Below are 26612 nucleotides of genomic sequence, written 5' to 3' on the forward strand. Positions count from 1 at the left end.
CGAAAGGACCATGGGTACTATGGAAAAAGTTTCAGTTATCATTCCTGTGTATAATGTAGAAAAATATATAGAGAGCGTACTTAGATCAATTGTTAATCAAACATATGGAAACATAGAAATTATTGTTGTCAATGACGGATCAACAGATGATTCTGAAACAGTAGCGCGAAAGATACTGGAAAAATCGGGAAAAGAATTCAAGATTATAACAAAGGATAACGGCGGCGTTTCTTCGGCTAGAAATCAAGGGATTAAGCTTGCCGCAGGGGATTGGGTTATTGCCGTAGACGGCGACGATTGCCTGGATTTTAACGCTATTGAAAATATGGTTAGGGCAGGGATGATATCTGATGTAGTTTTTACGAATTATAGGATAGTTACTGGATTTGAAGAACAAATTATTGAAAAGTTCAGTGTTAAAAGTTATACGGGAGAAGAAGCGGCCAGAAAATTTTATGAACGAAAGATTAAATTATTTTCGCCGGGTTGTTTTGTAAGAAAGAGCTTCTTAGAAGATAATTTAATAGAATATGATGAAGATTGCTATTTTGCAGAGGATGATCTTTTCGTGTGGAAGGTTCTAAGTAAGATGGACAAGATGGTTCTTTTACAAGAGCCGGTTTATCAGTATGTTTTCCACTCTAATTCTTCAATGACATCTGGAAATTGGAAACGTTTTGCATCTGTGAAGACGCCGTCAAGGCGTACATATGAACGCTTTATAGAATGTTCATATAACATGCGCAAGATAAAAAATGAATTTCTGATAAGACATTTTTCCGGATGCCTGCATGCTGCAGCGTTAGTTCTTAACTATGAAGAATTCTTGCAGCTTTACAGAGCAATCGACTATGCAGAAGTTTACAGGACAAGCAATGTTAAGGGCATAAAAGGAAAAATATTGCCTATGATGTTGTTCTACACACCTCATAGCATATATAAATTTTTTAGAAAATTGAATGGCGTAAGGACGTAAATAATTATGATTTTAAGAATACCTATTGGGTGTGCTGATAAAAAACGGGCATTGGTCTATAGAGGCGTCATAATTAGATTGGTATTGCTGTTATTGATTTATGCTATGGCTGAAGAATTTGGACTATACTTCATGCCAGAAGATACGGTGCATGATGACTTTAAATACATCCAATGCGCAAAATACTATGTAGAACAGTCCTCTTCATTGTGGGATTATAATGCATTTGCAGATGCTGCCGCTAGTGTAAGGCAATATGTTTCCATAAACAATGAAAATTTTTGGTTTATATATAACTGCATCTTAATGAAGATATTCCGTGGAGAATATATCATTCGGCTGTTAAATATCTTATATGCAGGAATATCCATTGGATTACTATATGACCTTACAGAGAGATTATATGATAATGAGAGCGCGGTAAAAGCCGCAGGGCTGTTGGCCTATATGCCATACCCTGTTGTATTCTGCTGCTTTCCCTTTAAAGATCAATTTGTAATGATGATATTATTGTACTTTTTCAACTTTGTCTGGAAGTATAAGGAAAACAAATGTTCTGTTAAAGATTACATAATCATAGCTTTGCATATCACAGTTATTCATTTTACAAGGTCTGGTCTTGATATGATGATGATAGCATTTATTGGTTTGTATGTAATCATTGACAGTTTCAGACGGAATCGACTTAATTTTAAAACAATATCCATCATAATAATGTTGGCGTTTGTTTTGATGGTAGGAGGGTCTGCTCTGCTGGGAAAGGTTATATACAAGCTGGGTTCTTATTTGGGCGGACGTAATTACAGCGGAAGCAGAATAATGCGATATATGGCAATAAGTTCTCCACTTGATGTAATAAAACTTCCGTTTTCATATGCAATTGTTGCATTGCTCCCGGTCGACTTTAATGTAAGTATTAAGACATGGTATGGAATGATTGCACGGATCAATGTTATTGCAATCCCGATTGTTTTGGGCAATGTTGTTCAAATGATAAAAAAGAAAACGGATATGGTTTTTTACTGGGGAACTATGTTTTTCTATTTTTCGACGCTTATCATGTCTACTATGATATATCGGCATTATTTCTGCTTGCTCCCAATTTCATATATGCATTTTTCTTATTATTGGAATAGGGAAAATAGAAGTTTTAAACAGGCGATTGGCCTTGCTTCTATAATATTAGGCATAGCATGTGTGCTTTACTTTTAGGAAGAGGTTGATTCATAGCAATGAGCCAAAGGAAAAATCAAATTAGCGTAGGTATCATCTTGTCATATTTGCAATATTTGGTAAGCGCTATAATTGGTATAGGGTATGTTCCTGTACTGATAAATAAACTATCTACAAGTGAATATGGAATTTACCAATTGATGGGTTCTTTTATGGCTTTTTTAACTGTGCTGGATTTGGGAATGAGCGGCACTGTCACCAGGTATTATGCTAAGTATGATTCTTCGGGAACTGAGGAAGCAAAAGAAAATTTTTTGGCCATTGCAAGGAATGTGTATATTGCAATTGGTACTGCTACATTGATTTTGGGTTCGGTTTTCTATTTTTTTATAGATAACATTTATAATAAAGGACTTTCAATTGCAGAGTTACAGCAAGTGAAGCAGATATACTTGCTTCTGCTTTTGAATGCAGTGTTTGTTATATGGTCTAATTTTTATAGTTCAATATTGCAGGCGATTGAAAGGTTCCTGGCTGTAAAGCTATTGCTGTTGCTCCGCACGCTTATATTACCCATTATAACGATTCTGGTGATTTCAATTGAGCCTAGAGTCTATTGGATATATTTTATTCAGCTTTGTATGTCTTTCGTATTGCTTTTGTCGTATTACCTTTGCGGAAGATACAGATATCATATAAGGATAAAATATCATGGATTTGATATACAGATAATAAGGGAGTTATTTAGCTACTCATTTTTAATGCTCCTGAATATTGTTGTAGACGAGCTTTACTGGAGTACTGACTCGATGATCTTAGGCGCGGTTAAAGGTACCGTAGAAGTAGCTGTTTATGGCACTGCAAGCCTGATTGTCTCACAATATCGTGCATTTGCATCTGTTATTCATGGAATATTTCTGCCTAGATTAACAAAAATAATGGACTGTCAGGATAACGATCATAATATGCTGGTAAATAGAATCTTTATTAGCATATCAAAAATACAGTTTTTTATTGCTTCTTTGATATTGACAGGTTTTATTATTTTCGGACAGGAATTTGTAAGAATTTGGGCTGGAAACGGATATGAAGATGTATATATTTTGGCTCTGGTTCCCATGGCTGCGTTATTAATTCCGCTTTCTCAATCAATTTGCCTAAGCATTTTAAGGGCATGTAATAAGCAAAAATTTAGGGCATATCTTTATGTGGCTTTAGCCGTACTGAATGTAGGCCTGTCAATCCCGATGTGCCATATCCTTGGAGGATTAGGATGCGTACTTGTCACGGCTTTGTTTTTGGTTTTTGGAAATGTTGTAATTATGAATATATATTACAGTAAAGCCATCAAGTTAGACATTAGGAAGTTCTACGTTTCTGTCATTGCGAAATCCGGAGCAATATCAATCACGCTGCTGCTTTTGGGAATGTTTATAAATTTTCGTTTCTGCATTACGGAAAGAATCGGAGTACTCATAATAAAAATATTTATTTATACGATAATATATACCCTTATATTTTATAAGACACTTATTACTCAGGAAGATAAATCGATTTTGATTGGGAGAATATAATTATGACAGGAATAGAGAGAATTAAGATAGTGTGTATAAAGTGTCTGACACTTTTGATGAAGATTTATTATATTTTCCCCATTCAAAAAAGACAATGGGTTTTTATTAGTTATTGCGGAACCAAATACAATGACAATCCTAAATATTTAAGTCAATATATTCAGAGAAATTGTCCGGATATTTCTCAAATATGGGTGTTCAATAAAGACGTTATTGATTTTATTGATTTACCTGAGTCAATAAAAAAGGTCAGAAATAAGAGTTTGCACTATTATTACACAATTTTAACGTCACAAGTGATAATAATAAATGATGGAATAGAATCTTTTATTCCAATAAGAAAAGAGCAGTTGTTAATTAATACTTGGCATGGAGGCGGCGTCTATAAAACGGTTAGTATGACCTCGCCTGGTGCGAATGAGTATGTAAAATGGCTGAATACAGTGCCTGGCAGAAATATCAGCGCTTATGTTTTAAGCTCTGAATATTTTAAAAAGACGGTGGTTCAAGACTCTTTTCTGTTTTATGGTGATACAATAAAGTGCGGGATGCCAAGAAACGAAGTGTTGTTCCAAAACCACCCCGAGTTTATTTCTAATGTTGAAAGATACATCGGAGCGAAAATTGCTCCGCAAGCAAAAGTGGTGCTGTATGCGCCTACATATAGAGGGGTATCAGAAAATGGAAAACTTTATTTTGGCTCAGAGCCGCTTAATATCGAATTGATAAAGCAGGCTTTAGAAAAGAAGTATGACGCCCCTGTTGTCTTTCTTTTCAGGGCACATCACGCTATAAAAGATTCCTTTCTTTCCGGCGAATATTATGATGTTTCACAATACCCGGACATGCAAGAATTAATTTATATTTCGGATATACTAATTTCGGATTATTCTTCGTGTATGTGGGATTTTGGCCTTATGGAAAAGCCAATCATAATCTATGTCCCAGACCTTGATAAATATGATGACGATAGGGGATTCTTCATGAATCCATATGAGTGGCCTTATGTGATGATAAAGAGTAATGGTGAGATAATAGATAAAATAAACGAGTTTGATGAATCGCAGATTATTCATGGTATTCGGGATCTAAACAATAAACTTGGCAGCTATGAAAATTCCGAAGCATGCAAGAAGTGTTTTGATTGGATTCTTAGAAAATTAGAAGAATGAAGTTACTGCATCATTACGGTAGATTGGAGGTAAATATGAAAACAGCAGTTATTTTCGATACATCTATTGCTTCAAACAATATGGGAGATGAAATTATTGTCAGATCTGCAGAGGCAAACTTAAAAAAATTACTGGGGAATTATTATAAGCTTCGATATCCAACTCATACGAAAGCATTTACAGCCATTTCATCACGAACATGGGAAAAGGCTAACCTCGTTAAAAATGCAGATATAAAGCTTGTTATCGGTACAGATCTTTTATGGAAGAATATGCTCCATCCTTTGTGTTTGTGGAATATTAATATCTTTAACTGCAGCCCGTTGGCAGGTACGGTTGCCTGCGGATGTGGCTGTGCGTTTGAGAACATTAAAAATATTAACTTATATACGAAGATGCTTTATTCCAAAGTACTGTCACATGATTATGTACACTCGACCCGGGATGAGGAAACGAAAGTATTTTTAGAACAACTTGGTTATAAAGCTATAGTTACAGGATGTCCAACTCTATGGAACCTTGATGAAGAGTTTTGTTCAACAATCCCTGCAAATAAAAGTGACTCGGTCATTTTTACGCTAAGCGGAACGGGGAAAGACCATATTAATGACCAAAAATTCATTAATATAATTAGAAGAAATTATAAGAAGGTCTATTTCTGGCCGCAAACAATTTTTGATTTAGATTATTTAAATGGGTTTGAAAATATAAGGGGTATCAATATTGTTTCCGGCGATCTGAATGTGTATTCAGATTTTCTTGCTAACCATGATGTCGATTATGTAGGAACAAGATTACATGGCGGCATTTTTGCCATGCATCATAGAAAAAGAGCCATTATTATTGCGATTGACCATAGAGCACGCAATATTAAATTAAATAATAATATAAATTGCGTTGAGAGGAAGAAAATAGATAAGGTAGAAAGCATGATCAATAGTGAATTTGGGACTAATATAATTCTTGAACGAGAAAAAATTGATAAATGGATAAATCAATTTGGGGGGGGGGGGTATTATGTAATAGTAATATTCTGTAAATTTGCCCTTTCTCGATTGAACGGAAATGAGAAAACGGTCAATCAGGAGGCGGCAGCATGAAGAACATTATTTTATTTGATGTGGCAGTTGGAACCACAAATAAAGGCGACGACATTATTATGCAATCGGCAGCGAAGGGGCTTGCGCCGGTTCTTAAAGGAAATTATGTTGTTAATATTCCAACACATATAACCCCTTTTAGTTGGTTTCAAACAAAAATATGGTGGAAAGCAAAGTGGGTAAGAAACGCAGATATAAAATTCATATGCGGAACGAATCTGCTCGCGAAGACATTATTAAGGCCCGTTAATGACTTAAACATAAATCTTTGGAATTGTTCGCCGATGGCGGATTCTGTCTTGGTAGGCGTTGGCAATTCAGTGCTTCATCATAACATCGACGTATATACGAAAGCAATTTACAAAAAAGTTTTATCACGCCAATATGTTCATAGCACAAGGGATGTTGAAACCAAAGATATGCTTGAAAGTATGGGATTTCGAGCGGTAGTTACCGGGTGTCCTACTCTGTGGTCCCTTACTCCAGAGCATTGCTTGCAGATTCCATGTGAGAAATCTGATAGAGTTATTTTTACTTTGACAGGCGTTCAGAGGGATCCGAAAAGAGATCAAAAATTAATTGATATTTTACAAAAGAATTATAAAGAAGTATTTTTCTACGATCAGACAATTTGGGACATGGAATATTTTTTGGGCATGAGGAATATTGAAGGAATTAAAATTGTTGGGTCTTCATTGTCGGAGTATGGGGATGTCCTTGATTCCGGCAACATTGAGTATGTTGGAACCAGACTTCATGGCGGTGTTTTTGCTATGCAGCATAAGGTAAGGTCGTTGATTGTCAATATCGACAATCGTGCAAGGAATATGAGCAAAGTAAACAATTTTAATATAATTGAAAGAGACGATATTGAGGAATTGGAAGATAAGATCAACAGTAGATTTGAAACTAACGTCAGGATGGACTATGAGCTGCTGGACAACTGGCTGTCGCAATTTTATTAAAATAAAGCAGAAATAAGATTGGAAGGAGAATAAATTGCCTATGAATTACGGTTTAATTCTTGCCGGGGGCGTTGGACAAAGGATGAGAAGGACAGGAATGCCAAAACAGTTCCTGGAAGTATTTGGGAAACCTATCATCATCTATACATTGCAAAAATTTGAGTATTGTGAAGATATTGATGAAGTCATTATCGTATGTCATTCTTCCTGGAAAGAATATATGGAATTGATGGTTCAGAGATATGCACTCAAGAAGATTAAAGCCGTAATTTCGGGCGGCAAAGACCGGCAGGATAGTGTATTGAACGGAATTAAGTATATTCAGTCTAAAGGTGCATTAAGTGATGACATTATTGTCATTCATGATGGCGTGAGACCGCTTATCCAGGAAAGTATCCTGAGTGAGAATGTCAGGGTAGCAAAGAAATATGGCAGTGCAATGACGGTTAGGCCTGTCATTGAGTCTGTTGTGATAACAGGCAACGATGAGGCGGAGTTTGGTGATTTCAAAAAACGTGATGATACATACAGCCTCACAGCCCCTCAGTCGTTTCAGCTTAACGTGCTGACAAAAGCGTATAATGATATTGGAGGCAAAGACACACCTATGCCTCTGCTTGACTCAGCGCTTGTGTTTACATATCTTGGGAACAATATCCATATTATTAAAGAAAATAACAATAATCTTAAAGTGACCACCCCGGAAGATTACTATATCCTGAAAGCAATGCTGAAACTTGAAGAAAATCGGTATGTTTTTGGAATTAATTAAGGAGGTTAGTTTCATGGAAAAAAGAGATTTGGATATTATCACGAATTGCGCAGTCAATTGGAGAATGTATCTTAACTGCGCAGTTCTTATTACCGGAGCAACGGGGCGTCTCGGCAGATATATTATGGAGACGCTGGCAGATGTTGATTTGAAGTACAATCTAAATATGAGAATATTGGGTCTGGCAAGAAGTGAGGAGAAGGCGAGAGAAGTCTTTGATAATCTGCTGGATCTTCCAAATGTGGAATTCCTCTATCAGGATGTAAATACTTCAATTGGGTACAATGAAAAGATCGACTATATCTTTCACACAGCGGGACCTGCAGCTCCGAAAGATTACGACACGCCTGTAGATACCATTTGGGCTCATGTTAATGGTACGCATAATGTTATGGAGTGTGCCAGAACGCATCAAACGAAGAGGGTATTCTATGTATCTACCGTCGAAACCTATGGTGAGTGGAAGAGTGATGAAAAGATTAGAGAGACTGATATGGGCACCATGCGCCATCTTAACTCCAGAGCTTGCTACCCTGAAGCCAAAAGGCTTTGCGAAACAATGCTGGCATCATATAAGCAGCAGTACGGAATTTCTTATTGCGGGGTTCGTCTCTGCCATACGCTTGGTCCGGGTGTTGCTCTTGACGATGGCCGGGGATTTGCTGAGTTTATGGACTGCGTTCTGAAGAATCAAGATATTGTCCTTCATTCAGATGGCGGAGCGATGAGAACCTATACATATGTTGCAGACGCAGTAAACGCTATGTTCCTAATCATGGATAAGGGTGGAGATGAACTTTACAATGTTGCCAATGAGAATAATTTGATAAGTATCCGCGACCTGGCGCAGATGATGGTTACATTAGTTCCGGATAGTACTTGTAAGGTTAGATTTGCTTCTGAGGACGCTAAGCTACAGTATTTACCTTTCAAACTTGCTATTCTGGATACAGGTAAAGTGCAGGAATTGGGATGGAAACCTGTGACAAATATTGAGACGATGTTTAAGTGGACGTTAGAATCTTTTGTTTCTTAAACGGCAGATTCTACTGTCTGTGAATGAATATGACAGCCATACTGCGGCTGTGGAAAGAGAGGAGAAAATGCAAACTATTACAGAGGCCTTCAGAGGAAAGACTCTTGTTATCACAGGAGGCACAGGCAGTTTCGGAAGCACAGTGCTGAAGCATTTTCTGGCAACCGATATAGGTGAGATAAGAATTATCTCTCGTGACGAAAAGAAACAAGACACAATGCGCCATACATTACAGGCTGATTATCCGGAGTATGCCGGTAAGGTATCATTCTACGTGGGGGATGTCAGGAATATCAATTCTGTGCGGGACGTCATGTACGGTGCAGATTATGTATTCCATGCTGCGGCGTTGAAAGAAGTCCCGTCCTGTGAGTTCTTCCCGATGGAGGCAGTGCGGACTAATGTCATCGGTACCGATAATGTGATAACGGCGGCGGTCGAAAATAAGATTGAACGGGTTGTATTTCTGAGTACGGATAAGGCTGCGTATCCGATCAACTCCATGGGAATGACAAAAGCTATCGGTGAGAAGATTGTCGCCGCAAGGGCGCAGAAAGCATACGAGCGCGGCGGCACGGTCTTAGCCTGTACCCGGTATGGCAATGTCATGTGCAGCCGTGGGTCCGTTATCCCGCTATTCATTGATCAGATTAAGCGGAAAGCTCCGATTACCATCACGGATCCGAATATGACGCGTTTCCTTATGAACTTAGATGAAGCTGTGGATCTGGTGGCGTTCGCATTTGAGCATGCCGAACCCGGAGACTTATTTATTCAGAAAGCGGATGCCTCTACGATCGGCGACCTTGCCGATGGTGTGATGAAAGTGTTCGGCGAAACGGAGAAGAAAATTATTGGGACTCGTCATGGAGAAAAATTATATGAGACTCTGATGACCAGAGAAGAAAGGCTCCGTTCTGCTGATATGGGCCATTATTTTAGAATCTCTCCTGATGGGCGCTCCTTGAATTACGATAAGTTCTACGTTGAGGGACAGGTGACTACGGAAGCTGATGAAGCGTATACCAGCCATAACACTGCAAGGCTTGATGTGGATGGCGTGGCTGCTAAGATTATGGCAACGAATTATGTGAAGGAAGAACTGGAAGGGCGGATTCATACAGTTGAGGTTTAAGTGTCTGTTAGCTATTGGAACTATAAGTGTTGTTGATGAATGTACTACTTTTTAGCCTGCTTGAGAAGCATCGAAAACACTCCCCTCCTGTCCAAATTACGAGAGGGAAAGCGGACAGGATGGGAGTTCACAAACTATAATGTTATAAGAAAATCAGCTCTGCAAGCAATATAACAAATGCTGCAAGTACTCCCAAAAAACATTGAATTGTCTTATTGGCATATCTCATCTTTACAAAATTGATTTCATTCAGCTTGTACAACCGCAGTGCCATATTATCAATAAGGGACTTATCCGAAGTCTCTCTGAAATCTTTCAAATATTTCTCGGAAGAATATTCATCTTCAGGATGGTTGATATGCCATAATGACAATACCATATCACTATCTCTGTCTTTGCGCGATAACAGAGTCCGGACACTATACACATAGAAAAACATTGTAAAAATCGCAAATACTAATATCGTAATCCAAAAGACTATACGCTCCCATTGCAAAAAATTCTCTCTAAAAATAGTTTGAATCTTCAATACAGACGAGGTCAGTCCTGTAATTATCACGCTGTGTGCCAATATAAAGATGCAGACATTGTTATCACTATGCTTCATGTGTCCTGAAATATCTGTAATGGCAGCATTCAAAAAGTTTAGTCTCATATCCATGCTTTGCGGCTGCTTATTATCTGATATTTCTGTACCAACTGTAATTATTTCCGTAGGGGAATGTGCTTTGCTTTGAGACTGTGCGCCCTTTCCCACGGCATGATTTTTTGACGCACCGCCGCCTTTTCGTTTGCTGTATTTTCTTTTTGACATACTTTCTGAATTCTCCTTTATCGATTCCGACACAAAATTGGATATCAAAATCCCAGATATCGCAATCAAGATAGCGCTTATGATATTTTGCTTTGACTTTTGGGCTTCTTCATCTAAATCAGTGAAAACAAGCAGAGGCGACAGCTGTAAGGTGTCGCTTGTCCATTCTATGTAGGGCTTCAACAGAGTTGCGTCTGGTTCAATCCTGTCAATCACGTAATTGTTAGAAGGATAATCAAATCCTTCAAAACGCCCGTCTATGTTAAGAGATGGAATCCATACGGCATTTCCATCTACCATGAAGTCAGAAAAAAGGGATAAACCCCGCCAGTTTCTCTTCTCAAGCTCATCCATGATACCCTCAATATTGTAGCCATAATACGGCTCTTCTCTAAGCGCTTCCACTGCAGGCATTCTTATGTGTACTTTACTGCCGTCTCTGCGAACTGTGTGCTTATTGTCTGTCTTCAGGCGAATATGGTATTCCGACGTCCCAGGATCGATGGTCGCTGTCATAAACTCTTTAGTCCCGGCCCCAGTTTTCCCTGACTTGTCCAAAGAAATCACGGCATGCTTATGTCTGTCGTCAGGATACTCCGCTATCTCCTCCGCATCATAGTATTCATATCTGCTTTCAAGATTATTTCTTTTTTTACCTCCCTTCTTTTCATGTTCTTCATAAGGAATCAGTTTGGCAGCTGAAAATCCATCAGAGAGACTGCTGATTTTATCCCTTGCGTGGGGCAGGAAGTGTTTGACGTCAGTGGCGCCGGGGATACGGTCATTGCATATGTCGCGGCATGTGCCGCCAATGGAATGGAGATTTTAGAGGCTGCTAGAATTGCTAATGTGGCAGGTGGAATTAAGGTCAGTAAGGCAGGCACGGCCACGGTTTCTCTTGGAGAGGTGGAAAGATGTCTGGGAATGGGGCAGACGGCATGGAAGGGCAGGAAGGGCAAAGTCGTGACGGTTCCAGAACTGATGGTGGAACTTGGACGGGCGCATGGGGAAAAACGAGAAGGCAAAATTGTTTTTACGAACGGCTGCTTTGATATCTTACATGCAGGGCACACGATGTATTTGCAGAAAGCGGCAGAGTATGGGGATATCCTGATAGTTGGGGTAAACAGCGATCCGTCCGTAAAACGGCTGAAAGGTTCTGCGAGGCCGGTCAATAAAGCAGAAGACCGGACGGCAGTACTTGCGGCATTGGAATGTGTATCTTATGTGGTCGTCTTTGACGAGGACACGCCAGAAAACTTGATTCATGCTGTGAAGCCGGACGTGTTGGTAAAGGGCGGGGACTACGAAGACAAAGCCGTGGCAGGAGCAGATTTTGTGAAAGAAAACGGAGGCAAGGTGGTGCTTATCCCGCTGTTGGAAGGAAGATCTACAACAAATATGATTGATAAAGTCAGGTAAAGACGGAAGGTGGCTGAAAATGTACATAATTCATAATACATCTGTATTTCAGGAGAAAGTTGTCAGAGCTGCCTTGGCAGACAGCGCGTCCTTGAAAAAAAGGGTGGCGCAGGATGAAGGAATTCTGAATGCTGTCGCGAAGATATCCGAGGAGATTGCGGAATCATTGAAAAACGGGGGAAAAATACTGGTTTGCGGAAATGGCGGCTCGGCATCCGACGCCCTTCATTTTTGCGGGGAAATCGTAGGGAGGTTCCAAAAGGAGCGGAGAGGGTTTCCTGCCATTGCGTTGAATGCGGACGTGGCGTCTGTGACGTCAATCGCAAACGATTATGGCTATGGGAGGGTATTTGAACGAAGTGTCGAGGCTTATATGAACCCGGAGGATATTTTGATTGGAATCAGCACGAGCGGAAATTCTGAAAATATATACAGGGCGGTTGTGAAGGCGAAGGAACTCTCTGGCAAGACTGTGGGGCTATTAGGGAAAACAGGAGGTAAGATCGCAGGTTTGGTGGATTATCCGATTGTGGTCCCAAGTGATGTTACGGCACGGGTGCAGGAATGCCACATCTGCATCATCCATACGGTGTGTGACCTTGTGGAACGGATGTTGTAATACGGAAGGCGCTGGATATGGAAAAGGCAGTTTTTTTAGACCGGGATGGTACGATAAACGAAGATGTCGGGTATGTCTGTAAAATCGAGGACTTTGAGTTCCTGCCAGGGGCATTGCAGGGGCTTAAAATGCTTCAGGATGCAGGATATCTGCTGGTTATTATCACGAACCAGTCGGGCATTGCCAGAGGCTATTTCACGGAGCGGGAATATCGGGAGCTGGAGCATTATATGTTTGAAAAATTTCGCAAGTCAGGTATTTCAGTTGCAGGCTCCTATTATTGCCCGCACCATCCAGAGGGGAAGATTCCTGAATACAGATGTATCTGTCCTTGCAGGAAACCGGAAATCGGGCTTTTTATCCGTGCAGCCAAAGAGCATGACATTGACTTTTCGCAGAGTTTCGCCATAGGAGATAAGCTTCGTGATCTTGCAATCTGTGAAAAAAAACATGCCGGGGTTATCTGGTGGGAATATCAGGCAGCCATCCGGAGAGACATTTATCGAGTGAGCTGTCAGACGGAATGTCATGTGGCTTGGCGTATAGTCGGTGTGAAGGCGGCTTCTTTGAGGCAGATGTTTCGAGGGAGAGAAGGGTCAAGACGGTTGGCAGTCTGCTAGAAGCGGCAAAGGATATTATAAGTCTCGGTTAGCCGGTAATTAACGGGAGAGACAAATTATTTTTGGAGATAGATGATATGAAGAATTTGATATTCGAGGCGTTGGCTTTTGAAAATGGAGGCGAGCCAAGTCCAAGTATGCAGAATATGAAAAATCCGAAACAAGTGCGGGATGTGTATCTGAAAAACGCTTTTATCAGTTTGGCATCTGTAAAAGCGCATAATAAAAACCAGAGATTTACGGATGTTGCTTTCGTGGTGAATTTCAAGCTGGGGAAGGAGTGGCGGAAACGTTTTGAAGAGGAAAAGATACTTGTATGGGAGTGTCCGTTTGAGTGTTTCAAGATGCCGCTTTCCGTTACTTATGCTTTGTCATATTACAAGATTTGTGCATTTCAATATGTTTTAGTACAACATCATTACGATAATTATTGCTTTATAGATTGCGATACGTTTGGGGTGTCTTCCTTTGAGGACATATGGGAAGAGGTGAAGAATGCATTTTTGGTTATTCCGAACGAGTCTTGCCTCAGTGCGGGTGTCAGGAGAGAAATCAATGATATCTATAATCGGATTTATAGAGATGGGAGAAAAATCCCGCATATAAGCTCCGGTTTTATTGCAGGAACAAAAAATGATTTAGAGATTGTGCTGCAAAAATGCAGAGAGGCATACGGGATGATAATGGAAAAAGGAGATATCATGCCTCAGGCAGGGGATGAGATTATCTGGTCGCTTGCGCTTGGCAAAACCAACCTGAAGGTGTATAGCCCAAAGGCGTATGTATTGCTTGCAAATATTGGGTTCCGGGAATACTGGGTAGATAAGGTCAATTATGCCGATCCGGATATCATACTCTGGCATCTGCCGGCAGAAAAGAGGTATGCATTAATCTGGGCATACGAGTACTATGAAAAGCACAGGAAACTCCCCAAGCTTCGCCTCATGGCCAAGGCATGCAGGATCCGCCGTATTTATAACCGTTTTAACCTGCTATCCCCGATTGTCCTTTTAAAAGATCCGACGGTATTTTTGAGGAATATGGAGAAATTAAAAAAGTACGGGCAGAGAAAGAGGTAAGATGAATATGGGTTCTAAAAGCAGTAACAGGATGTTCTTGACGATTCTCTTTCTTTGCTCCACTTTTTACTTTTACGGAAATATGGCAATGTCATTTGAAAGTAGCTATGGAATGGCTGTTATGCCGCTTATTATACTGGTTTCTTATTTTCTCATCCTGAGGAAGTTTAGGTTCAATGCGCGGAATTTTTTTATGGCGCTTACTTTGGTATTCTTGGTCGTATTAAGTTATGTTCTTGTTGGAGGAGGTTTGGGAAGCGTTGTCAATAACTTGTCCTCCGTAATTTATATCTTTGTATTTTATGAGTTAGTTTTTCAATGGGACGATTATCGTTATTTTGCGAAATTAATTTATGTGTTTCAGCTCTACCTCTTTTTTTACACACTATATAATAGATTTAATGAAATTGGGTATATAGGTGTTTATAACCCCAATACAATCGGGATGCAGTCTCTTTTTGACATGGTCATAATCAATATGTTTTTAGAAAACCGGAGAGGAAGGGCTGGGATATTTATGAATGCAATTTCTGTTTTTTTAATATTATATACCAGATCACGGACGGCATTTGTATCCGGGGTTTTAATCCTTCTCTACCTTATGGTGAGCAGGAAAAAAAAGATAAAAGGGATGTGGATTAAGATCGCTTTTTGGGCGGAAGCTGTCTTCGGGATTTGTATTCCGATTGCATATGTCTGGCTTGCAAGAAATTATAATAATACATTTACACAGACTGTCACCGGATTGTCTTTACGCTATTTTAAGAAAAATATTTTTACGGGAAGAGAGTCCCTTTGGGCGGTTGCATTGGATCAGTTAGGGGAGTCTAAGCAAAACCTGCTTCTGGGAATTGGGAGCCATTATATCAGCGATAGTTTTGGAGGAAATTTCCATAATTCTTTTTTTACGATTATTATTTGCTGCGGCCTGGTAACCTATATTCTCATGATGACCTTCTTGTTTGGCTTTTTTAATAAGCCAGATCTTGAGAGGCGGGAGACACAGAGAAGCCGCATGATGTATCTTGCGCTTATGGTAATCGGGTTTGCCGAGTCCACGTTGTTTGCAGGGCATTTTGCCATTATGGGTTATCTGATTTTATCGGTTGGCGGGTTTTATGATTCTGCTAAAACGAGGATATGCGAGGTATCATAGAGAATGCGGATACAGAAGAAACAAGGGGACAGGGTATCGGCTGCGCTGCTTTCATATTTGCTGACGATTTTACACATTATTGTTAATTTAATCTATTCTCCTTTGCTTATTCATTATATTGGTGATTCAGAGTATGGGTTATACCAGCTGGCAGCGTCTTTCTTTTCATATATTGCGATTTTTGAATCCAGTGTCTCGGTGGGGGTGCTTCGGTTTTATTGTAATGCGAAAGCAAAAAAGGATGAGGATGCGGTTGAAAATGTTCTTGCGGTTGCCAGATATATTTACAACATCTTGAGCCTCATTGTTTTAGCCGCAGGCAGTATGTTGGTCGTAGTATTTTATTATTTTTACCGGTCATCGTTTTCCCATACGGAGTTGGTGGAGGGCTGCTTTATGCTGGCAGCCTTGCTCGTGAATCTCCTGATTATTTTACGGAATGCAATTTATCTTGCTGCAATCAGCGGTAATGAACGGTTTGTATTTCTGAGGGTAACAGCAATCTGCATTCAGATTGGACAGCCGGTTTTATGCTATTTGGTGATCGTCCGTCATCCATATGCGTTGGCGGTCGTGCTGACGCAGTTACTGTTCAATATGGTTCAAGTATTAGTTCGGTTCATTTATGCAAAAAGGAGACTAAGGGTTAAAGCAGTCAGACACGGAAACGGCAAGAAGCTTTCTGGAAGTATTTTAGCGTTTGCAGGCTCTATGCTTTTGGGGGATATTGCAAACCAGATTTTCTGGAAGACAGATCAGGTAATTATCGGGAAAATGTATAACACTGCGATGGTGGCAATCTATTCTGTGGGCAGTCAGATATACTCAAACTATATGCAGGTAGGCACGTCGGTAAATTCAATTTTTTATCCAAAGCTCAGCAGGCTCTATCAAGAACCAGATTATATGGTTAAGCTATCTGATTTTTTTATAAAGGCAGGGCGGGTGGTATATTATGTTTTGTTCCTGATGCTAAGCGGGTTTGCTGTTTTTGGAAGAGAATTTATCGGATATTGGGTAGGAGAAAATTATGCGGCGGCATATGAGGTAGCGTTAATTATTATGATACCGTTCTCCATCGACCTGGTACAGAATGTGGGGCTTACAATCCTTCAGGTTCTTAATAGATATCATTTCCGTGCAAAAATATATTTTGTAGGGGCGGTTTTAAATATATTTACGACGATTATTTTTATGAAATGGATTGGGATGAACGGGGCGGCTCTTTCGACCGGGATTTCTATGTTATTGACTAGCGGTGTGATTCTTAATATTTACTATGACAGAATGGGATTGGATATTCCAAAGTTCTGGAAAAATATAGGTGGGATTACGGTAAGGCTGCTTATTTATGCGGCAATAATGTGGTTTATTGATCGGAAAATAGGACTATGGAGCGGCATGGTTGGGTTGGCGGCGCGTATTTTTGTATATTCGATGGGATATGCGGTGGTATGTTATTTTTTTATTTTTAATGAATATGAAAAAGGTATTGTTTCTGACTTGTTCCGTAGGCGATAATAGGAAAAGATTGTGAATGGGTGGTGTATGGGGTGGAGAGGAAACACATAGATGTTTTGGATGCGCTTTAAGGGTACGGCAATATTGGGAGTGCTTCTTGGGCATTATGGGGCAAAGGGACTGAATTGGCCGGATAAACATGAATGCCTGCTTGAGGTGGATGTTGGGGTACTGTGTGTTAGCAGGGGGTGCGTTGGCGCTTTCGGTTATTTTAACAAATGTGGTAGAAAAGCCCGCTTTAAGATTGTTTTATCGTGTAGGTTTATTGAAGAAAAAATAAGGAGAAAAAATATTCTGAATAAATATTGACAAGGGGTTTCGATGAATGGACACTTATTTAGCAAGCAATTCTTTCAATTTTATTAGGCTAGTTGCGGCAGTGCAGGTGATGGTGGGGCATTTTATTATGCATCTTCATTTACCTGTCAACAGGATCTTTTCGTTAGGTATATATTTTTTTAGTGGCGTACCTATTTTTTTGGGTATCAGCGGGTATCTGATTTGGTTTTCCATGGAGCGGTCAGTTTCCTATACGCAGTATCTGAGAAAGCGTGTTCGGAGGATATATCCGGAACTTTGGGTTGCTGTTTGTCTGGAAATACTGCCCATGCTGTTTTTATATGACAGTTGGGAGATAGAATGGTTGATTCCTTTTATCCTGTGTCAGGCAACGGTGTTTCAATTTTGGACGCCCGAATGCCTTAGGGGATATGGGATCGGTACTCCGAATGACGCCTTATGGACGATTGGAATAATGGTACAGTTTTATATTGTTGCATGGGGATTTTACAAATATATGAAAGGCAGGAAAGTAGGTTTTTGGATTGCCGGATTTGCAGCCGCTGTCAGTCTTAGTGCGGGTGGAAGCTATTTGGTACATTGGGTTTTCCATAATGAAATCATAGATAAATTGTACGGTCAGACTATATTGCATTATTTCTGGCTTTTTTATGCCGGGATGTTTATAGCTGCTTTTCAAAGCTATATGCTGCCTATATGCAAAAGATATTGGTGGCTGATATTGGCAGTTGCTTTAGGCATCTATATTTTTAAAATAGATTTTTACTGTGGATACGGGGTATTTTGGAGTATGTTTCTGGTTGCGGGAGTAATTGGGTTTGCCTACAGGTTTCCTGAAATTAAAATTCCAATAGATATCTCTTATGGGCTTTTCCTATACCATGTGATTATTTTGAATGTTTTTGTTACGTTCGGATGGTTGGGAGAATGGAGATATGCGTTAACAGCGGGTATAATTACGGCTGTTATTGCCTACGTGTCTACGGTAGCAATAGGAAAAGCTTTATTGGCAAGGAGATAGGAAATATGTCATTATTTAATAATTCAACTTTATTAATTACAGGGGGAACCGGTTCTTTCGGACACACTGTCCTGAAGCATTTTCTGGATACCGATATCAAGGAAATCCGGATATTCAGCCCGTAACTTCCTTAGTTTAGGTATTACCCTCTTATTCCATATTCATAAAGGTATTATAGGATGCCGACAAGCATTGGATTTCCTTGCTTTTCGGTATTTTTTATGATATAATACCTATTAGGTATTATATCAGGAGATGAAGATATGAAGAGTAAACGAGCAAACTATCCGAAATGGGTAGAAGAATTCAGGGGAGAAGGTCGTGAAATTAAGAAAGTAGGCTCTTGCTATTATTTATATACTTTCAAAACAGTTTATGATCCGATGACTAAAAAACCAAAAAAAATATCTACGGGTTATCTTGGAAAGATTACCGAAGATTCCGGGTTGATCCCGGCAAAACATAGACAAAAAGCTACCCTTATGAAACCGTTGGAGCTTGGCAGGCCTCTTGAAGCCGGCGCTGTCGAGATGTTGGAGCTTTTAGGTTCGGATATTTTGGAAAACCTTCAGCTTTTTTACCGGGATGAACTTGCGGAAGCAATCTTTATTATAGGCAAAATACGGTTGATTGAACCAACTGCCTTAAAAAGAGTGGATTTCCTTTACTCGAATTCTTATGATACGGTACTTCATCCCCGCATAAGACTTGGAAAAAACGAGCTTACCGCTCTGCTTAGGGAAATTGGCAGAAACCGGCTGGCACAGGTGAATTTTATGAAACTTTATACGGTAGGCAGTGAATTCCTTCTTTTTGATGGAACACGCATTGTGTCTTATTCAGAGAATTTAAACCTTGCCCAGATTGGTTATAACCACTGCTCCATTCAGGATCCTCAAATGAACCTTCTGTATTGCTTTAGTCTGTGTCCGACTTTCGGGCCTGCTTATTTCAAAGTAAATGCCGGCGATAAACCAGATGTATCCGTCCTGAAAAATGCATTAGATGAATTTGGTATGATAAATTTTATAATGATTGCCGACAAGGGGTTTGGTTCGGATGAAAATTTTCGATATCTTCAGGACAATGGAATCTCTTATATCGTGCCGCTCAAAAGAAATGATTCCATGATAGACTATCAAAGTCTAAAGAAAGGAATCAGCCATATGGAAGGAATGTTCCAATATCATAACCGGACGATTTACTACTGCACTATGAAAAAATATAAAGCGGTCAAACAACGCGGACGGGTAAAGGCAGGAGCGGAACGCAAAATAACTGTTTTGCAAGATTTGGTCATAACATTTACGGATCTAGGGTTGAAGAACCAGGAAATCAAAGATTATAATGAACGTATTGAGCGTGGCTGCAAAGGATACACCTTTGTGGATTTTCAGGAAAAGGAAGTACGTATGGGCACACTGACACTTCGGACTGACATGGATTTGAAAGCGCAAAAACTTTATGAAACCTACAAAGAACGTGAATCCATAGAAGATGCAAATAAAGTCTATAAAGATGTTCTGGAAGATGATAAGTCCTATATGCAGGATTCGGATGCTTATAATGGATGGTTGTTTTTGAACCATATTTCCATGATGCTTTACTATCGTGTATTTAACTGTATTAAAGCAGCCGGCCTCACGTCTAGGTATTCTGTCAAAGACATAATGACATACCTTAAACGTTTTACTTACCAGAAAATCAACGGTGAAGAAATCCGGGAAATTCCAACAAAGGTCTCTATAGATAAACTGCGTAATATTTTTCCGGAAGAAATGAAAAGAATCGTTCCCGAAAAATCGAATAAAAAGAACTAATACTTCTAACAGAGAAGGAGACTAAAGATGAATGTTCCAAAAGAAATGAGAGAAACCTATGAGAAAATTTCAAAGCTGTTGATTGAGTATAGTGAAAAATATCTGAATAAAGAATATGAAGAATTGTGCCTTCATGCACTTGAAAAGTTATGCCGTAAACGGCCGTCGCCATTAAAAAGTGGCAGGAGTACTACCTGGGCTGCAGGGATTGTCTATGCAATTGGGAGTAATAATTTTATATTTGATAAAAACCAACCAATCCATATGACAGCGAAAGATCTGGCAGCCCCATTCGAGGTTGCTGCATCTACAGCATCTTCTAAGGCAGCCCAGATTAAGAAAATGTTGAAAATTGACTATTTTCACGCTGAATGGTGTCTTCCATCAGAAGCTGCCAGTAATCCTATGTTATGGATGGTTTCCATAGATGGATTGGTATTTGATGCCAGAATGCTTCCAGTAGAAATACAGGAGATATGTTATGAAAAAGGACTGATTCCATTTGTTCCCGCATATAAAAAAGAGCCATAGCTAATTCTTATGTAATTTCTTGACTCTATAATACCTAAGTTTAGGAAGTTACGGTTCAGCCGGGATGAGAAGAAGCAGGATGATATGCGGCATGAATTACAGGCAAACTATCCCGATGCTGTCTCAAAAGTAAAATTCTATATCGGGGATGTCCGTAATCCACAATCTGTGCATGACGCTATGCCGGGGGTGGATTTTATATTTCATGCTGCGGCGTTGAAGCAAGTACCAAGCTGCGAGTTTTTCCCGATGGAAGCAGTGCAGACGAATGTGGAAGGAACTAACAACGTCCTGCACGCTGCCATTGAAACAGGGGTGAAGAGGGTCGTGTGCCTGAGTACGGATAAAGCGGCATATCCCATTAACGCGATGGGGACGTCAAAGGCAATGATGGAGCATGTTGTCCGGGCAAATGCCCGGGTTGCGGCAGAGCGTGGGGATACGGTCATCTGCTGTACGCGTTATGGGAATGTCATGTGTTCCAGAGGATCGGTTATCCCCCTCTTTATTGAGCAGATCCGAAGTGGCAATCCGGTGACGGTTACCAATCCAGATATGACCAGGTTTCTGATGAATCTGGATGAAGCTGTGGAGCTGGTCCGGTTTGCATTTGAACATGCGAGTCCAGGAGATCTGTTCATCCAAAAAGCGGATGCCAGTTCGATTGGAGTATTGGCAGATGCGGTACAAAAATTGTTCGGGAAAACGGGGGTTCATATTATCGGCACACGTCATGGGGAGAAGCTGTATGAAACTCTGATGACAAGGGAAGAGAGACTCCGTTCAGAAGACATGGGGGATTATTACCGTGTATCGGCGGATAACAGGGATTTGAATTATGATAAATATTTTATTGACGGGCAGGTGGCTACCGAGGCGGATGAGGCTTACACATCCCATAATACAAGGCTTCTGGACGTTGAGGGGACGGTCAGGAAGATTTTGACTACAGATTATGTACAGGAAGCATTAGTAAGGTCTCATAGCTGAAAACTAATGAAAGCTGGGAGGAGAAGCAGATAGCAGGCAAATAACATCATGCTATGGATATGAAATGATTAAGGAACATGGGAAAACGGTCGAAATATTCTAATGAGTACAAAATATCAATGGGAACATGTTCCGGAGAGGAGTTAAAAAGAGTGAAGATATTAGTAACAGGCAGTAAGGGGTTTGTAGGGAAAAATCTGGTTGAAAATCTGAAAAATATAAAAGACGGAAAGAATCGGACGAGACCCGGTCTATCCATTTCGGAAATCTATGAATATGATAAAGATACGGAGCCGGCGCTTCTTCACGAATATTGCCGGGAATGTGATTTTGTGTTTAATCTGGCAGGGGTAAACAGGCCGAAAGACGACGCCGAATTCATGGATGGGAATTTTGGGTTTGCCTCTGAATTGTTAGAAGCCTTAAAGGAAAACAGCAATACCTGCCCGGTTATGTTGGCAAGCTCTATACAGGCAAGCCTTGCGGGACGGTATGCGCAGTCGGAGTATGGCAGGAGCAAGCTTGCCGGGGAAGAGTTGTTTTTTCAGTATGCAGAAGCTACCGGCTCTAAAGCATTGGTCTACCGTTTCCCCAATCTGTTCGGGAAGTGGTGCAGGCCTAATTATAATTCAGCGGTTGCGACGTTTTGCGATGCAGTGGCCAATGGGCGTGATTATACGGTAAATGACCGTGCTACGGAGTTGGAGCTGCTTTATATTGATGATCTGACGGCAGAGCTGCTTGACGCACTGGAGGGGAAAGAACATCGGTGCGGGTACGAAGGCGTGGATGCGGTTCCCGTGGAGAATGGACGTTACTGCTATGCGCCGGTTACGCACCATGCGACGTTGGGGGAGATCGTAGATTTGCTGGAATCATTCCGGGCTGCGCCGGAAACGCTTATGGTACCTGAGATTCCTATGGGTTCCTTTGCCAAGAAACTATATAGTACTTATCTGTCGTATCTTCCAGAGCCTAAGACGTCATATGGTTTCCGGATGAACAGCGATGAGAGGGGGAGTTTTACGGAATTGCTCCGCACACAGAACTGCGGGCAGGTGTCGGTGAATATTGCAAAGCCGGGAATTACCCGTGGGGAACACTGGCATAATTCTAAGTGGGAGATTTTTATCGTGGTTTCCGGCCATGGGTTAATCCGGGAGCGGAAGGTGGGCGTCGACCCGGAGACGGGGGCGCGGTATCCGGTATATGAATTCGAGGTCACAGGTGAAGAGTTGCGGGCGATTCAAATGCTGCCAGGTTATACCCATAGCATTACGAATCTGTCGGATACGGAAGAGCTGATCACGGTTATGTGGGCAAATGAGCCTTTTGATCCCGACAATCCGGACACTTTTTCTGAGAAGGTGGCGGAATAAATTTATATAATCCACAAAAAATCGCAGAATAAGATACTCTGCGAAAATATGGTTGATTGTTTTGTGGAAATTTGTGATATTATTTGAATATATATCAGATAATATTGAATTTAATTAGAAATTAAAAGAATTTTATTCGTTATATGAATGTAAATTTAGAGTAAAATTTTACAAAATTTTACAAAAACAAATAAAGTATTGACTAATCAAATTTAGATAGATATAATAGATACGCTGTTTAAAGAAAAATCGCAGAGTATCTTACTCCACGAAAGAAGGGATTGCTATCTGGTATTTATTGACCTGCCATGAGCAGGAAGAACAGAGAATAATGGAGTCCTGTAATAAGTACTTGTCACAGAAAGCGCTTAGAAGTTCTTTTCTATTAACATACGATAGAATGCGGCGTTATGAAGGGAAGTGGCATCTGGAGAGAAGGCTTTTGTTCCCGGCGTGCGTATTGCTGGAAAGTGAAAATGAAGAACGTCTGTTAAAAGAACTGAAAGACTTTAGAAGAATATCGGAGTCCGGAAGGTGTACTGTAAGGATAAATCCGGAAGAAGAGGAGTTCTTGAAGTCACTGTATGGGAAAGCTTGTCATCTGAAAATGTCCAGAGGAATTCTTTTCAAAGGAGCCGCTCGGATCACAGAAGGTCCGCTGAAAGGAATGGAGAATCGGATCTGTAAGGTTGACCGGCACAAACGGCTGGCGCATATCCGGACTGTGATAGGAAGTGGCGGGGAATTAAGTTACATTCAAGTAGGATTGGAAATAACGGAGAAATATAGGTAGTACAAAGGATATCAGGAATGCCCCTTGAAGCTTTGGCACTTGGGTTCAGGAATGATAGACATAGAGGTAATAACTGTGGCTGTATAAGTATGGGCATGGATGGCGAAGCCATGCATATTGGGCGGAAAAATAGCAGGGAGAACGTGTATGTGGTACGTAATGCAGGTGGTTTCCGGTCAGGAAAACCGGACGGTCATGTTAGTGGAAAGCATGGTTTCTGAGGGAATTTTAGAAAGATGCTTTATTCCTACGCGCAGACTCAGGAAGAAGTTCCAGGGAGCGTGGCATGAGGTGACGGAGAAGCTATTTCCAGGGTATGTATTCCTGATTACAGAACAACCTCAGTTATTATATGAAGAATTAAAACAGATTCCGCGACTGACCCGTATGCTTGGGCGTTGTGAGGAATATTTTGTCCCATTGCCGGAAGCGGATGTCTGGATGATGGGGAAACTTCAGGATGGGGCAGGGAAGAACAATGTGTTAGAGGCAGAGATTTCTAAAGTTGCAGTAGAAAAAGGAAAAAAGATTAAAATTTTGTCCGGACCGCTTATAAATCTGGAAGGACAGATTAAGAAAGTGAACCTGCATAAGAGGACTGCGGCGGTGGAGGTAGAGTTTATGGGGAGTAAGACGGTGATTTACCTGGGGATTGAGATGGTAGGAGAAACAGAACAAACAGAAACAGGAGATGTGGGTAGGAATGAATAATTTTTTTACAGATCCCCGATTCGACGGCATAAAACCATTTGAATCAAAAGTATGGCTGTCCTCCCCAACGATGCATGGTGATGAACAGAAATGGGTGGACGACGCAATTCAGACGAACTGGGTATCTACAGTTGGAGAAAATATAGATGAAGTTGAAAAGCAGGTGGCGGAAAAAGTTGGCCGGAAGTTTGCGGTAGCGCTGTCCACCGGTACTGCAGCCCTCCATCTTGCCATTAAGCTATGCGGAGAAAAGCTCTATGGCAAGCCGGCAGTGGGACATGGCGTACTGGAAGGAAAGCGGGTATTCGCTTCCGACATGACTTTTGATGCGACAGTGAATCCTATCTGTTATGAAGGCGGCATTCCAGTTTTTATCGATACAGAACGCGATACTTGGAATATGGATCCGGCGGCTCTTATGCAGGCGTTTGAACTCTATCCAGATGTAAGGCTTATTGTTGTGGCGCATCTGTATGGCACGCCGGGAAAGATTGACGTGATCAAGGAAATCGCCTGCCGTCATGGCGCTTTAATTGTGGAAGATGCTGCTGAGTCTTTTGGAGCTGCCTATCAACATGTCCAAACAGGCTGTTTTGGTACGGCATCCATCTTGTCTGGAAACGGTAATAAGATCGTAACCGGTTCTGGCGGAGGGTTTCTCCTGACGGATGACAGGGAGGATGCGGATAAAGTCAGGAAGTGGTCTACACAGAGCCGGGAAAATGCTCCCTGGTATCAACATGAGGAGCTTGGATATAACTACCGGATGAGCAATCTTATTGCAGGAGTTTTGAGAGGTCAAATCCCATATCTGGAAGAACATATTGGACAGAAGAAGGCAATCTATAAGCGTTATCAGAGCGGATTGGCAGATCTTCCTGTGAAGATGAACCCATATGGAGTAGAGAGCATTCCTAACTTTTGGCTGAGTTGTCTCATAATTGACGAAGAAGCGATGTGTGAGACGGTGAGAGGAGAAACAGATGCTTTGTACCTCAGGGAGAGCAAAAAATCCTGCCCGACCGAAATCTTAGAGGCCTTGGCCGCATTTAGCGCAGAAGGCAGGCCGATTTGGAAACCGATGCATTTGCAGCCAATTTACCGTACACATCCCTTTGTGACGGCACAGGGAAATGGAAGAGGTAGTACGAATGCGTATATCGCCAGCAGCAGTATTGACGTTGGCGCAGACATTTTCCGAAGAGGATTGTGTCTGCCAAGCGACAATAAGATGACGCCTGAGCAGCAGGATATGGTGATAGACATTATTCACAGATGTTTCCTATAATTGTCAATCAAAGGCAGATGAATGAGGTTGTGGAAAATGAGGATGTTAAATCTAAGTATAAAAAGGATGTTAGATATTCTTGTAAGCCTGATTAGTATAATCCTAATCAGTCCAATCCTCTTGACTATCCTATTGCTGGTTAAATGTACGTCAAAAGGTCCGGTTCTATTTAAGCAAGAGCGGCTTGGATTACATGGCGAGTCGTTTCAGATTTTAAAGTTTCGGACAATGGTTGTCAATGCGGAACATATGGGAACGGGCGTCTATATAAACGAAAAGAGTGATCCGCGAATCACAAAAATAGGAAAGATACTGCGAAAAAGCAGTCTCGATGAGCTCCCCCAGTTATTTAATATTCTTAAAGGGGACATGTCATTAGTGGGACCGCGCCCGCCTGTTACCTATCATCCTTATGATGGATATCAGAATTATCCACAATGGGCAAAAAAAAGATTTGAGTTGCTTCCGGGTTTGACAGGTCTGGCGCAAGTTGAATTGAAGAGTGATGCGACTTGGGATGAAAGGATTACGGTAGATGTCAGATACGTGGAGAACTTTTCGGTTAGAATGGATATATTGATTCTATTAAGAACCGTTATCGCAGTATTCAAAAGAGACACTTTCTAATCAATAATGAGTCCATTC

Annotated in this window: 24 protein-coding genes and 2 pseudogenes; 25 read left to right on the forward strand and 1 reads right to left on the reverse strand. The window is 40.8% G+C overall.

Translation table 11 applies throughout. From position 1 onward, the window contains the following. The first annotated feature begins 19 nt into the window (after positions 1 to 19). The 9 genes from AC6I3O_RS03600 to AC6I3O_RS03640 all read left to right on the forward strand — a co-directional run bounded on the left by AC6I3O_RS03600 (position 20) and on the right by AC6I3O_RS03640 (position 9903). Positions 20 to 976, forward strand: a complete 957-nt coding sequence (locus AC6I3O_RS03600; protein WP_497849759.1) for a glycosyltransferase family 2 protein — start codon at positions 20 to 22, stop codon at positions 974 to 976. Positions 977 to 982: 6 nt separating this feature from the next. Next, positions 983 to 2188, forward strand: coding sequence for a glycosyltransferase family 39 protein (locus AC6I3O_RS03605; RefSeq protein ID WP_497849760.1), 1206 nt, complete (start codon positions 983 to 985; stop codon positions 2186 to 2188). Between the two features lie 20 nt (positions 2189 to 2208). Continuing rightward, positions 2209 to 3723 (forward strand): lipopolysaccharide biosynthesis protein, encoded by a 1515-nt coding sequence (locus AC6I3O_RS03610; RefSeq protein WP_497849761.1) that lies wholly within the window; start codon positions 2209 to 2211, stop codon positions 3721 to 3723. A gap of 2 nt (positions 3724 to 3725) precedes the next feature. Beyond that, the gene (locus AC6I3O_RS03615; protein ID WP_497849762.1) at positions 3726 to 4895 is read left to right on the forward strand and encodes a CDP-glycerol glycerophosphotransferase family protein; all 1170 of its coding nucleotides are present in this window, start codon (positions 3726 to 3728) and stop codon (positions 4893 to 4895) included. Between the two features lie 35 nt (positions 4896 to 4930). Next, positions 4931 to 5995, forward strand: coding sequence for a polysaccharide pyruvyl transferase family protein (locus AC6I3O_RS03620; protein ID WP_497849763.1), 1065 nt, complete (start codon positions 4931 to 4933; stop codon positions 5993 to 5995). Continuing rightward, positions 5992 to 6960 (forward strand): polysaccharide pyruvyl transferase family protein, encoded by a 969-nt coding sequence (locus AC6I3O_RS03625; RefSeq protein WP_497849764.1) that lies wholly within the window; start codon positions 5992 to 5994, stop codon positions 6958 to 6960. Before AC6I3O_RS03620 ends, AC6I3O_RS03625 begins: the two co-directional genes overlap by 4 nt. 40 nt (positions 6961 to 7000) lie before the next feature. Continuing rightward, on the forward strand, positions 7001 to 7732 hold the full coding sequence (locus AC6I3O_RS03630) for an IspD/TarI family cytidylyltransferase (RefSeq protein WP_497849765.1): 732 nt from the start codon (positions 7001 to 7003) through the stop codon (positions 7730 to 7732). A 13-nt stretch (positions 7733 to 7745) separates the two neighbouring features. Beyond that, positions 7746 to 8768 carry an NAD-dependent epimerase/dehydratase family protein gene (locus AC6I3O_RS03635; protein WP_497849766.1) on the forward strand — a complete coding sequence of 341 codons (1023 nt, stop codon included), beginning with the start codon at positions 7746 to 7748 and terminating at the stop codon, positions 8766 to 8768. A 67-nt stretch (positions 8769 to 8835) separates the two neighbouring features. After that, entirely contained in the window at positions 8836 to 9903 is a 1068-nt protein-coding gene (locus AC6I3O_RS03640) for a polysaccharide biosynthesis protein (protein WP_497853414.1), read from the forward strand. Between the two features lie 142 nt (positions 9904 to 10045). Here the strand turns inward: AC6I3O_RS03640 and AC6I3O_RS03645 are convergent, their stop codons facing one another. Next, positions 10046 to 11233: a Pycsar system effector family protein gene (locus AC6I3O_RS03645; RefSeq protein WP_497849767.1), complete on the reverse strand. Its 1188-nt coding sequence runs from the start codon at positions 11231 to 11233 to the stop codon at positions 10046 to 10048. A gap of 222 nt (positions 11234 to 11455) precedes the next feature. On the opposite strand from AC6I3O_RS03645, the gene rfaE2 reads away from it, so the two are divergent. The 16 genes and pseudogenes from rfaE2 (at position 11456) to AC6I3O_RS03725 (ending at position 26594) form a co-directional block, all read left to right on the forward strand. Then, the gene (gene rfaE2, locus AC6I3O_RS03650) at positions 11456 to 12139 is read left to right on the forward strand and encodes a D-glycero-beta-D-manno-heptose 1-phosphate adenylyltransferase (protein WP_497849768.1); all 684 of its coding nucleotides are present in this window, start codon (positions 11456 to 11458) and stop codon (positions 12137 to 12139) included. A 19-nt stretch (positions 12140 to 12158) separates the two neighbouring features. After that, the gene (locus tag AC6I3O_RS03655) at positions 12159 to 12758 is read left to right on the forward strand and encodes a D-sedoheptulose-7-phosphate isomerase (RefSeq protein ID WP_497849769.1); all 600 of its coding nucleotides are present in this window, start codon (positions 12159 to 12161) and stop codon (positions 12756 to 12758) included. Between the two features lie 17 nt (positions 12759 to 12775). After that, on the forward strand, positions 12776 to 13378 hold the full coding sequence (locus AC6I3O_RS03660) for a D-glycero-alpha-D-manno-heptose-1,7-bisphosphate 7-phosphatase (protein ID WP_497849770.1): 603 nt from the start codon (positions 12776 to 12778) through the stop codon (positions 13376 to 13378). 77 nt (positions 13379 to 13455) lie between these two features. Beyond that, on the forward strand, positions 13456 to 14457 hold the full coding sequence (locus AC6I3O_RS03665) for a hypothetical protein (RefSeq protein WP_497849771.1): 1002 nt from the start codon (positions 13456 to 13458) through the stop codon (positions 14455 to 14457). Positions 14458 to 14974: 517 nt separating this feature from the next. Next, positions 14975 to 15613 (forward strand): O-antigen ligase family protein, encoded by a 639-nt coding sequence (locus AC6I3O_RS03670; protein WP_497853415.1) that lies wholly within the window; start codon positions 14975 to 14977, stop codon positions 15611 to 15613. 3 nt (positions 15614 to 15616) lie between these two features. Then, the gene (locus AC6I3O_RS03675; protein ID WP_497849772.1) at positions 15617 to 17134 is read left to right on the forward strand and encodes a lipopolysaccharide biosynthesis protein; all 1518 of its coding nucleotides are present in this window, start codon (positions 15617 to 15619) and stop codon (positions 17132 to 17134) included. Positions 17135 to 17459: 325 nt separating this feature from the next. Continuing rightward, on the forward strand, positions 17460 to 18455 hold the full coding sequence (locus AC6I3O_RS03680) for an acyltransferase family protein (protein WP_497849773.1): 996 nt from the start codon (positions 17460 to 17462) through the stop codon (positions 18453 to 18455). A 5-nt stretch (positions 18456 to 18460) separates the two neighbouring features. After that, a pseudogene (locus tag AC6I3O_RS03685) lies at positions 18461 to 18574 on the forward strand (polysaccharide biosynthesis protein); the annotation flags it as partial. 144 nt (positions 18575 to 18718) lie between these two features. Further along, entirely contained in the window at positions 18719 to 20275 is a 1557-nt protein-coding gene (locus AC6I3O_RS03690) for an IS1634 family transposase (RefSeq protein WP_290451292.1), read from the forward strand. Positions 20276 to 20302: 27 nt separating this feature from the next. After that, on the forward strand, positions 20303 to 20806 hold the full coding sequence (locus tag AC6I3O_RS03695) for a DUF6398 domain-containing protein (protein ID WP_004072069.1): 504 nt from the start codon (positions 20303 to 20305) through the stop codon (positions 20804 to 20806). 15 nt (positions 20807 to 20821) lie between these two features. Next, positions 20822 to 21796: pseudogene (locus AC6I3O_RS03700) on the forward strand (polysaccharide biosynthesis protein); the annotation flags it as partial. Positions 21797 to 21948: 152 nt separating this feature from the next. Beyond that, positions 21949 to 23175: a polysaccharide biosynthesis C-terminal domain-containing protein gene (locus tag AC6I3O_RS03705; protein ID WP_497849774.1), complete on the forward strand. Its 1227-nt coding sequence runs from the start codon at positions 21949 to 21951 to the stop codon at positions 23173 to 23175. A gap of 400 nt (positions 23176 to 23575) precedes the next feature. Further along, positions 23576 to 23968: a hypothetical protein gene (locus tag AC6I3O_RS03710; protein ID WP_497849775.1), complete on the forward strand. Its 393-nt coding sequence runs from the start codon at positions 23576 to 23578 to the stop codon at positions 23966 to 23968. Positions 23969 to 24115: 147 nt separating this feature from the next. Then, complete coding sequence (gene loaP / locus AC6I3O_RS03715) at positions 24116 to 24679, forward strand: antiterminator LoaP (RefSeq protein WP_497849776.1); 564 nt, start codon at positions 24116 to 24118, stop codon at positions 24677 to 24679. Beyond that, positions 24672 to 25967 carry a DegT/DnrJ/EryC1/StrS family aminotransferase gene (locus AC6I3O_RS03720; protein ID WP_497849777.1) on the forward strand — a complete coding sequence of 432 codons (1296 nt, stop codon included), beginning with the start codon at positions 24672 to 24674 and terminating at the stop codon, positions 25965 to 25967. The genes loaP and AC6I3O_RS03720 overlap by 8 nt, the downstream gene beginning before the upstream one ends. 36 nt (positions 25968 to 26003) lie before the next feature. Beyond that, complete coding sequence (locus AC6I3O_RS03725) at positions 26004 to 26594, forward strand: sugar transferase (RefSeq protein ID WP_497849778.1); 591 nt, start codon at positions 26004 to 26006, stop codon at positions 26592 to 26594. Positions 26595 to 26612 lie beyond the last annotated feature (18 nt).

It is taken from the genome of Sporofaciens sp. St.21A7 (assembly GCF_059728535.1).

What these genes read in the sequence shown, in the direction of transcription:
- AC6I3O_RS03605 (WP_497849760.1), top strand. Translation starts at nt 983, where the DNA reads ATGATTTTAAGAATACCTATTGGGTGTGCTGATAAAAAACGGGCATTG.
- AC6I3O_RS03635 (WP_497849766.1), top strand. Translation starts at nt 7,746, where the DNA reads ATGGAAAAAAGAGATTTGGATATTATCACGAATTGCGCAGTCAATTGG.
- AC6I3O_RS03710 (WP_497849775.1), top strand. Translation starts at nt 23,576, where the DNA reads ATGCGGCGTTATGAAGGGAAGTGGCATCTGGAGAGAAGGCTTTTGTTC.
- AC6I3O_RS03660 (WP_497849770.1), top strand. Translation starts at nt 12,776, where the DNA reads ATGGAAAAGGCAGTTTTTTTAGACCGGGATGGTACGATAAACGAAGAT.
- AC6I3O_RS03695 (WP_004072069.1), top strand. Translation starts at nt 20,303, where the DNA reads ATGAATGTTCCAAAAGAAATGAGAGAAACCTATGAGAAAATTTCAAAG.
- AC6I3O_RS03600 (WP_497849759.1), top strand. Translation starts at nt 20, where the DNA reads ATGGAAAAAGTTTCAGTTATCATTCCTGTGTATAATGTAGAAAAATAT.
- AC6I3O_RS03610 (WP_497849761.1), top strand. Translation starts at nt 2,209, where the DNA reads ATGAGCCAAAGGAAAAATCAAATTAGCGTAGGTATCATCTTGTCATAT.
- AC6I3O_RS03725 (WP_497849778.1), top strand. Translation starts at nt 26,004, where the DNA reads ATGAGGATGTTAAATCTAAGTATAAAAAGGATGTTAGATATTCTTGTA.
- AC6I3O_RS03655 (WP_497849769.1), top strand. Translation starts at nt 12,159, where the DNA reads ATGTACATAATTCATAATACATCTGTATTTCAGGAGAAAGTTGTCAGA.
- AC6I3O_RS03615 (WP_497849762.1), top strand. Translation starts at nt 3,726, where the DNA reads ATGACAGGAATAGAGAGAATTAAGATAGTGTGTATAAAGTGTCTGACA.
- loaP (WP_497849776.1), top strand. Translation starts at nt 24,116, where the DNA reads ATGTGGTACGTAATGCAGGTGGTTTCCGGTCAGGAAAACCGGACGGTC.
- AC6I3O_RS03680 (WP_497849773.1), top strand. Translation starts at nt 17,460, where the DNA reads ATGGACACTTATTTAGCAAGCAATTCTTTCAATTTTATTAGGCTAGTT.
- AC6I3O_RS03670 (WP_497853415.1), top strand. Translation starts at nt 14,975, where the DNA reads ATGAATGCAATTTCTGTTTTTTTAATATTATATACCAGATCACGGACG.
- AC6I3O_RS03640 (WP_497853414.1), top strand. Translation starts at nt 8,836, where the DNA reads ATGCAAACTATTACAGAGGCCTTCAGAGGAAAGACTCTTGTTATCACA.
- AC6I3O_RS03620 (WP_497849763.1), top strand. Translation starts at nt 4,931, where the DNA reads ATGAAAACAGCAGTTATTTTCGATACATCTATTGCTTCAAACAATATG.
- AC6I3O_RS03625 (WP_497849764.1), top strand. Translation starts at nt 5,992, where the DNA reads ATGAAGAACATTATTTTATTTGATGTGGCAGTTGGAACCACAAATAAA.
- AC6I3O_RS03720 (WP_497849777.1), top strand. Translation starts at nt 24,672, where the DNA reads ATGAATAATTTTTTTACAGATCCCCGATTCGACGGCATAAAACCATTT.
- AC6I3O_RS03665 (WP_497849771.1), top strand. Translation starts at nt 13,456, where the DNA reads ATGAAGAATTTGATATTCGAGGCGTTGGCTTTTGAAAATGGAGGCGAG.
- AC6I3O_RS03690 (WP_290451292.1), top strand. Translation starts at nt 18,719, where the DNA reads ATGAAGAGTAAACGAGCAAACTATCCGAAATGGGTAGAAGAATTCAGG.
- AC6I3O_RS03645 (WP_497849767.1), bottom strand. Translation starts at nt 11,233, where the DNA reads ATGACAGCGACCATCGATCCTGGGACGTCGGAATACCATATTCGCCTG.
- AC6I3O_RS03630 (WP_497849765.1), top strand. Translation starts at nt 7,001, where the DNA reads ATGAATTACGGTTTAATTCTTGCCGGGGGCGTTGGACAAAGGATGAGA.
- AC6I3O_RS03675 (WP_497849772.1), top strand. Translation starts at nt 15,617, where the DNA reads ATGCGGATACAGAAGAAACAAGGGGACAGGGTATCGGCTGCGCTGCTT.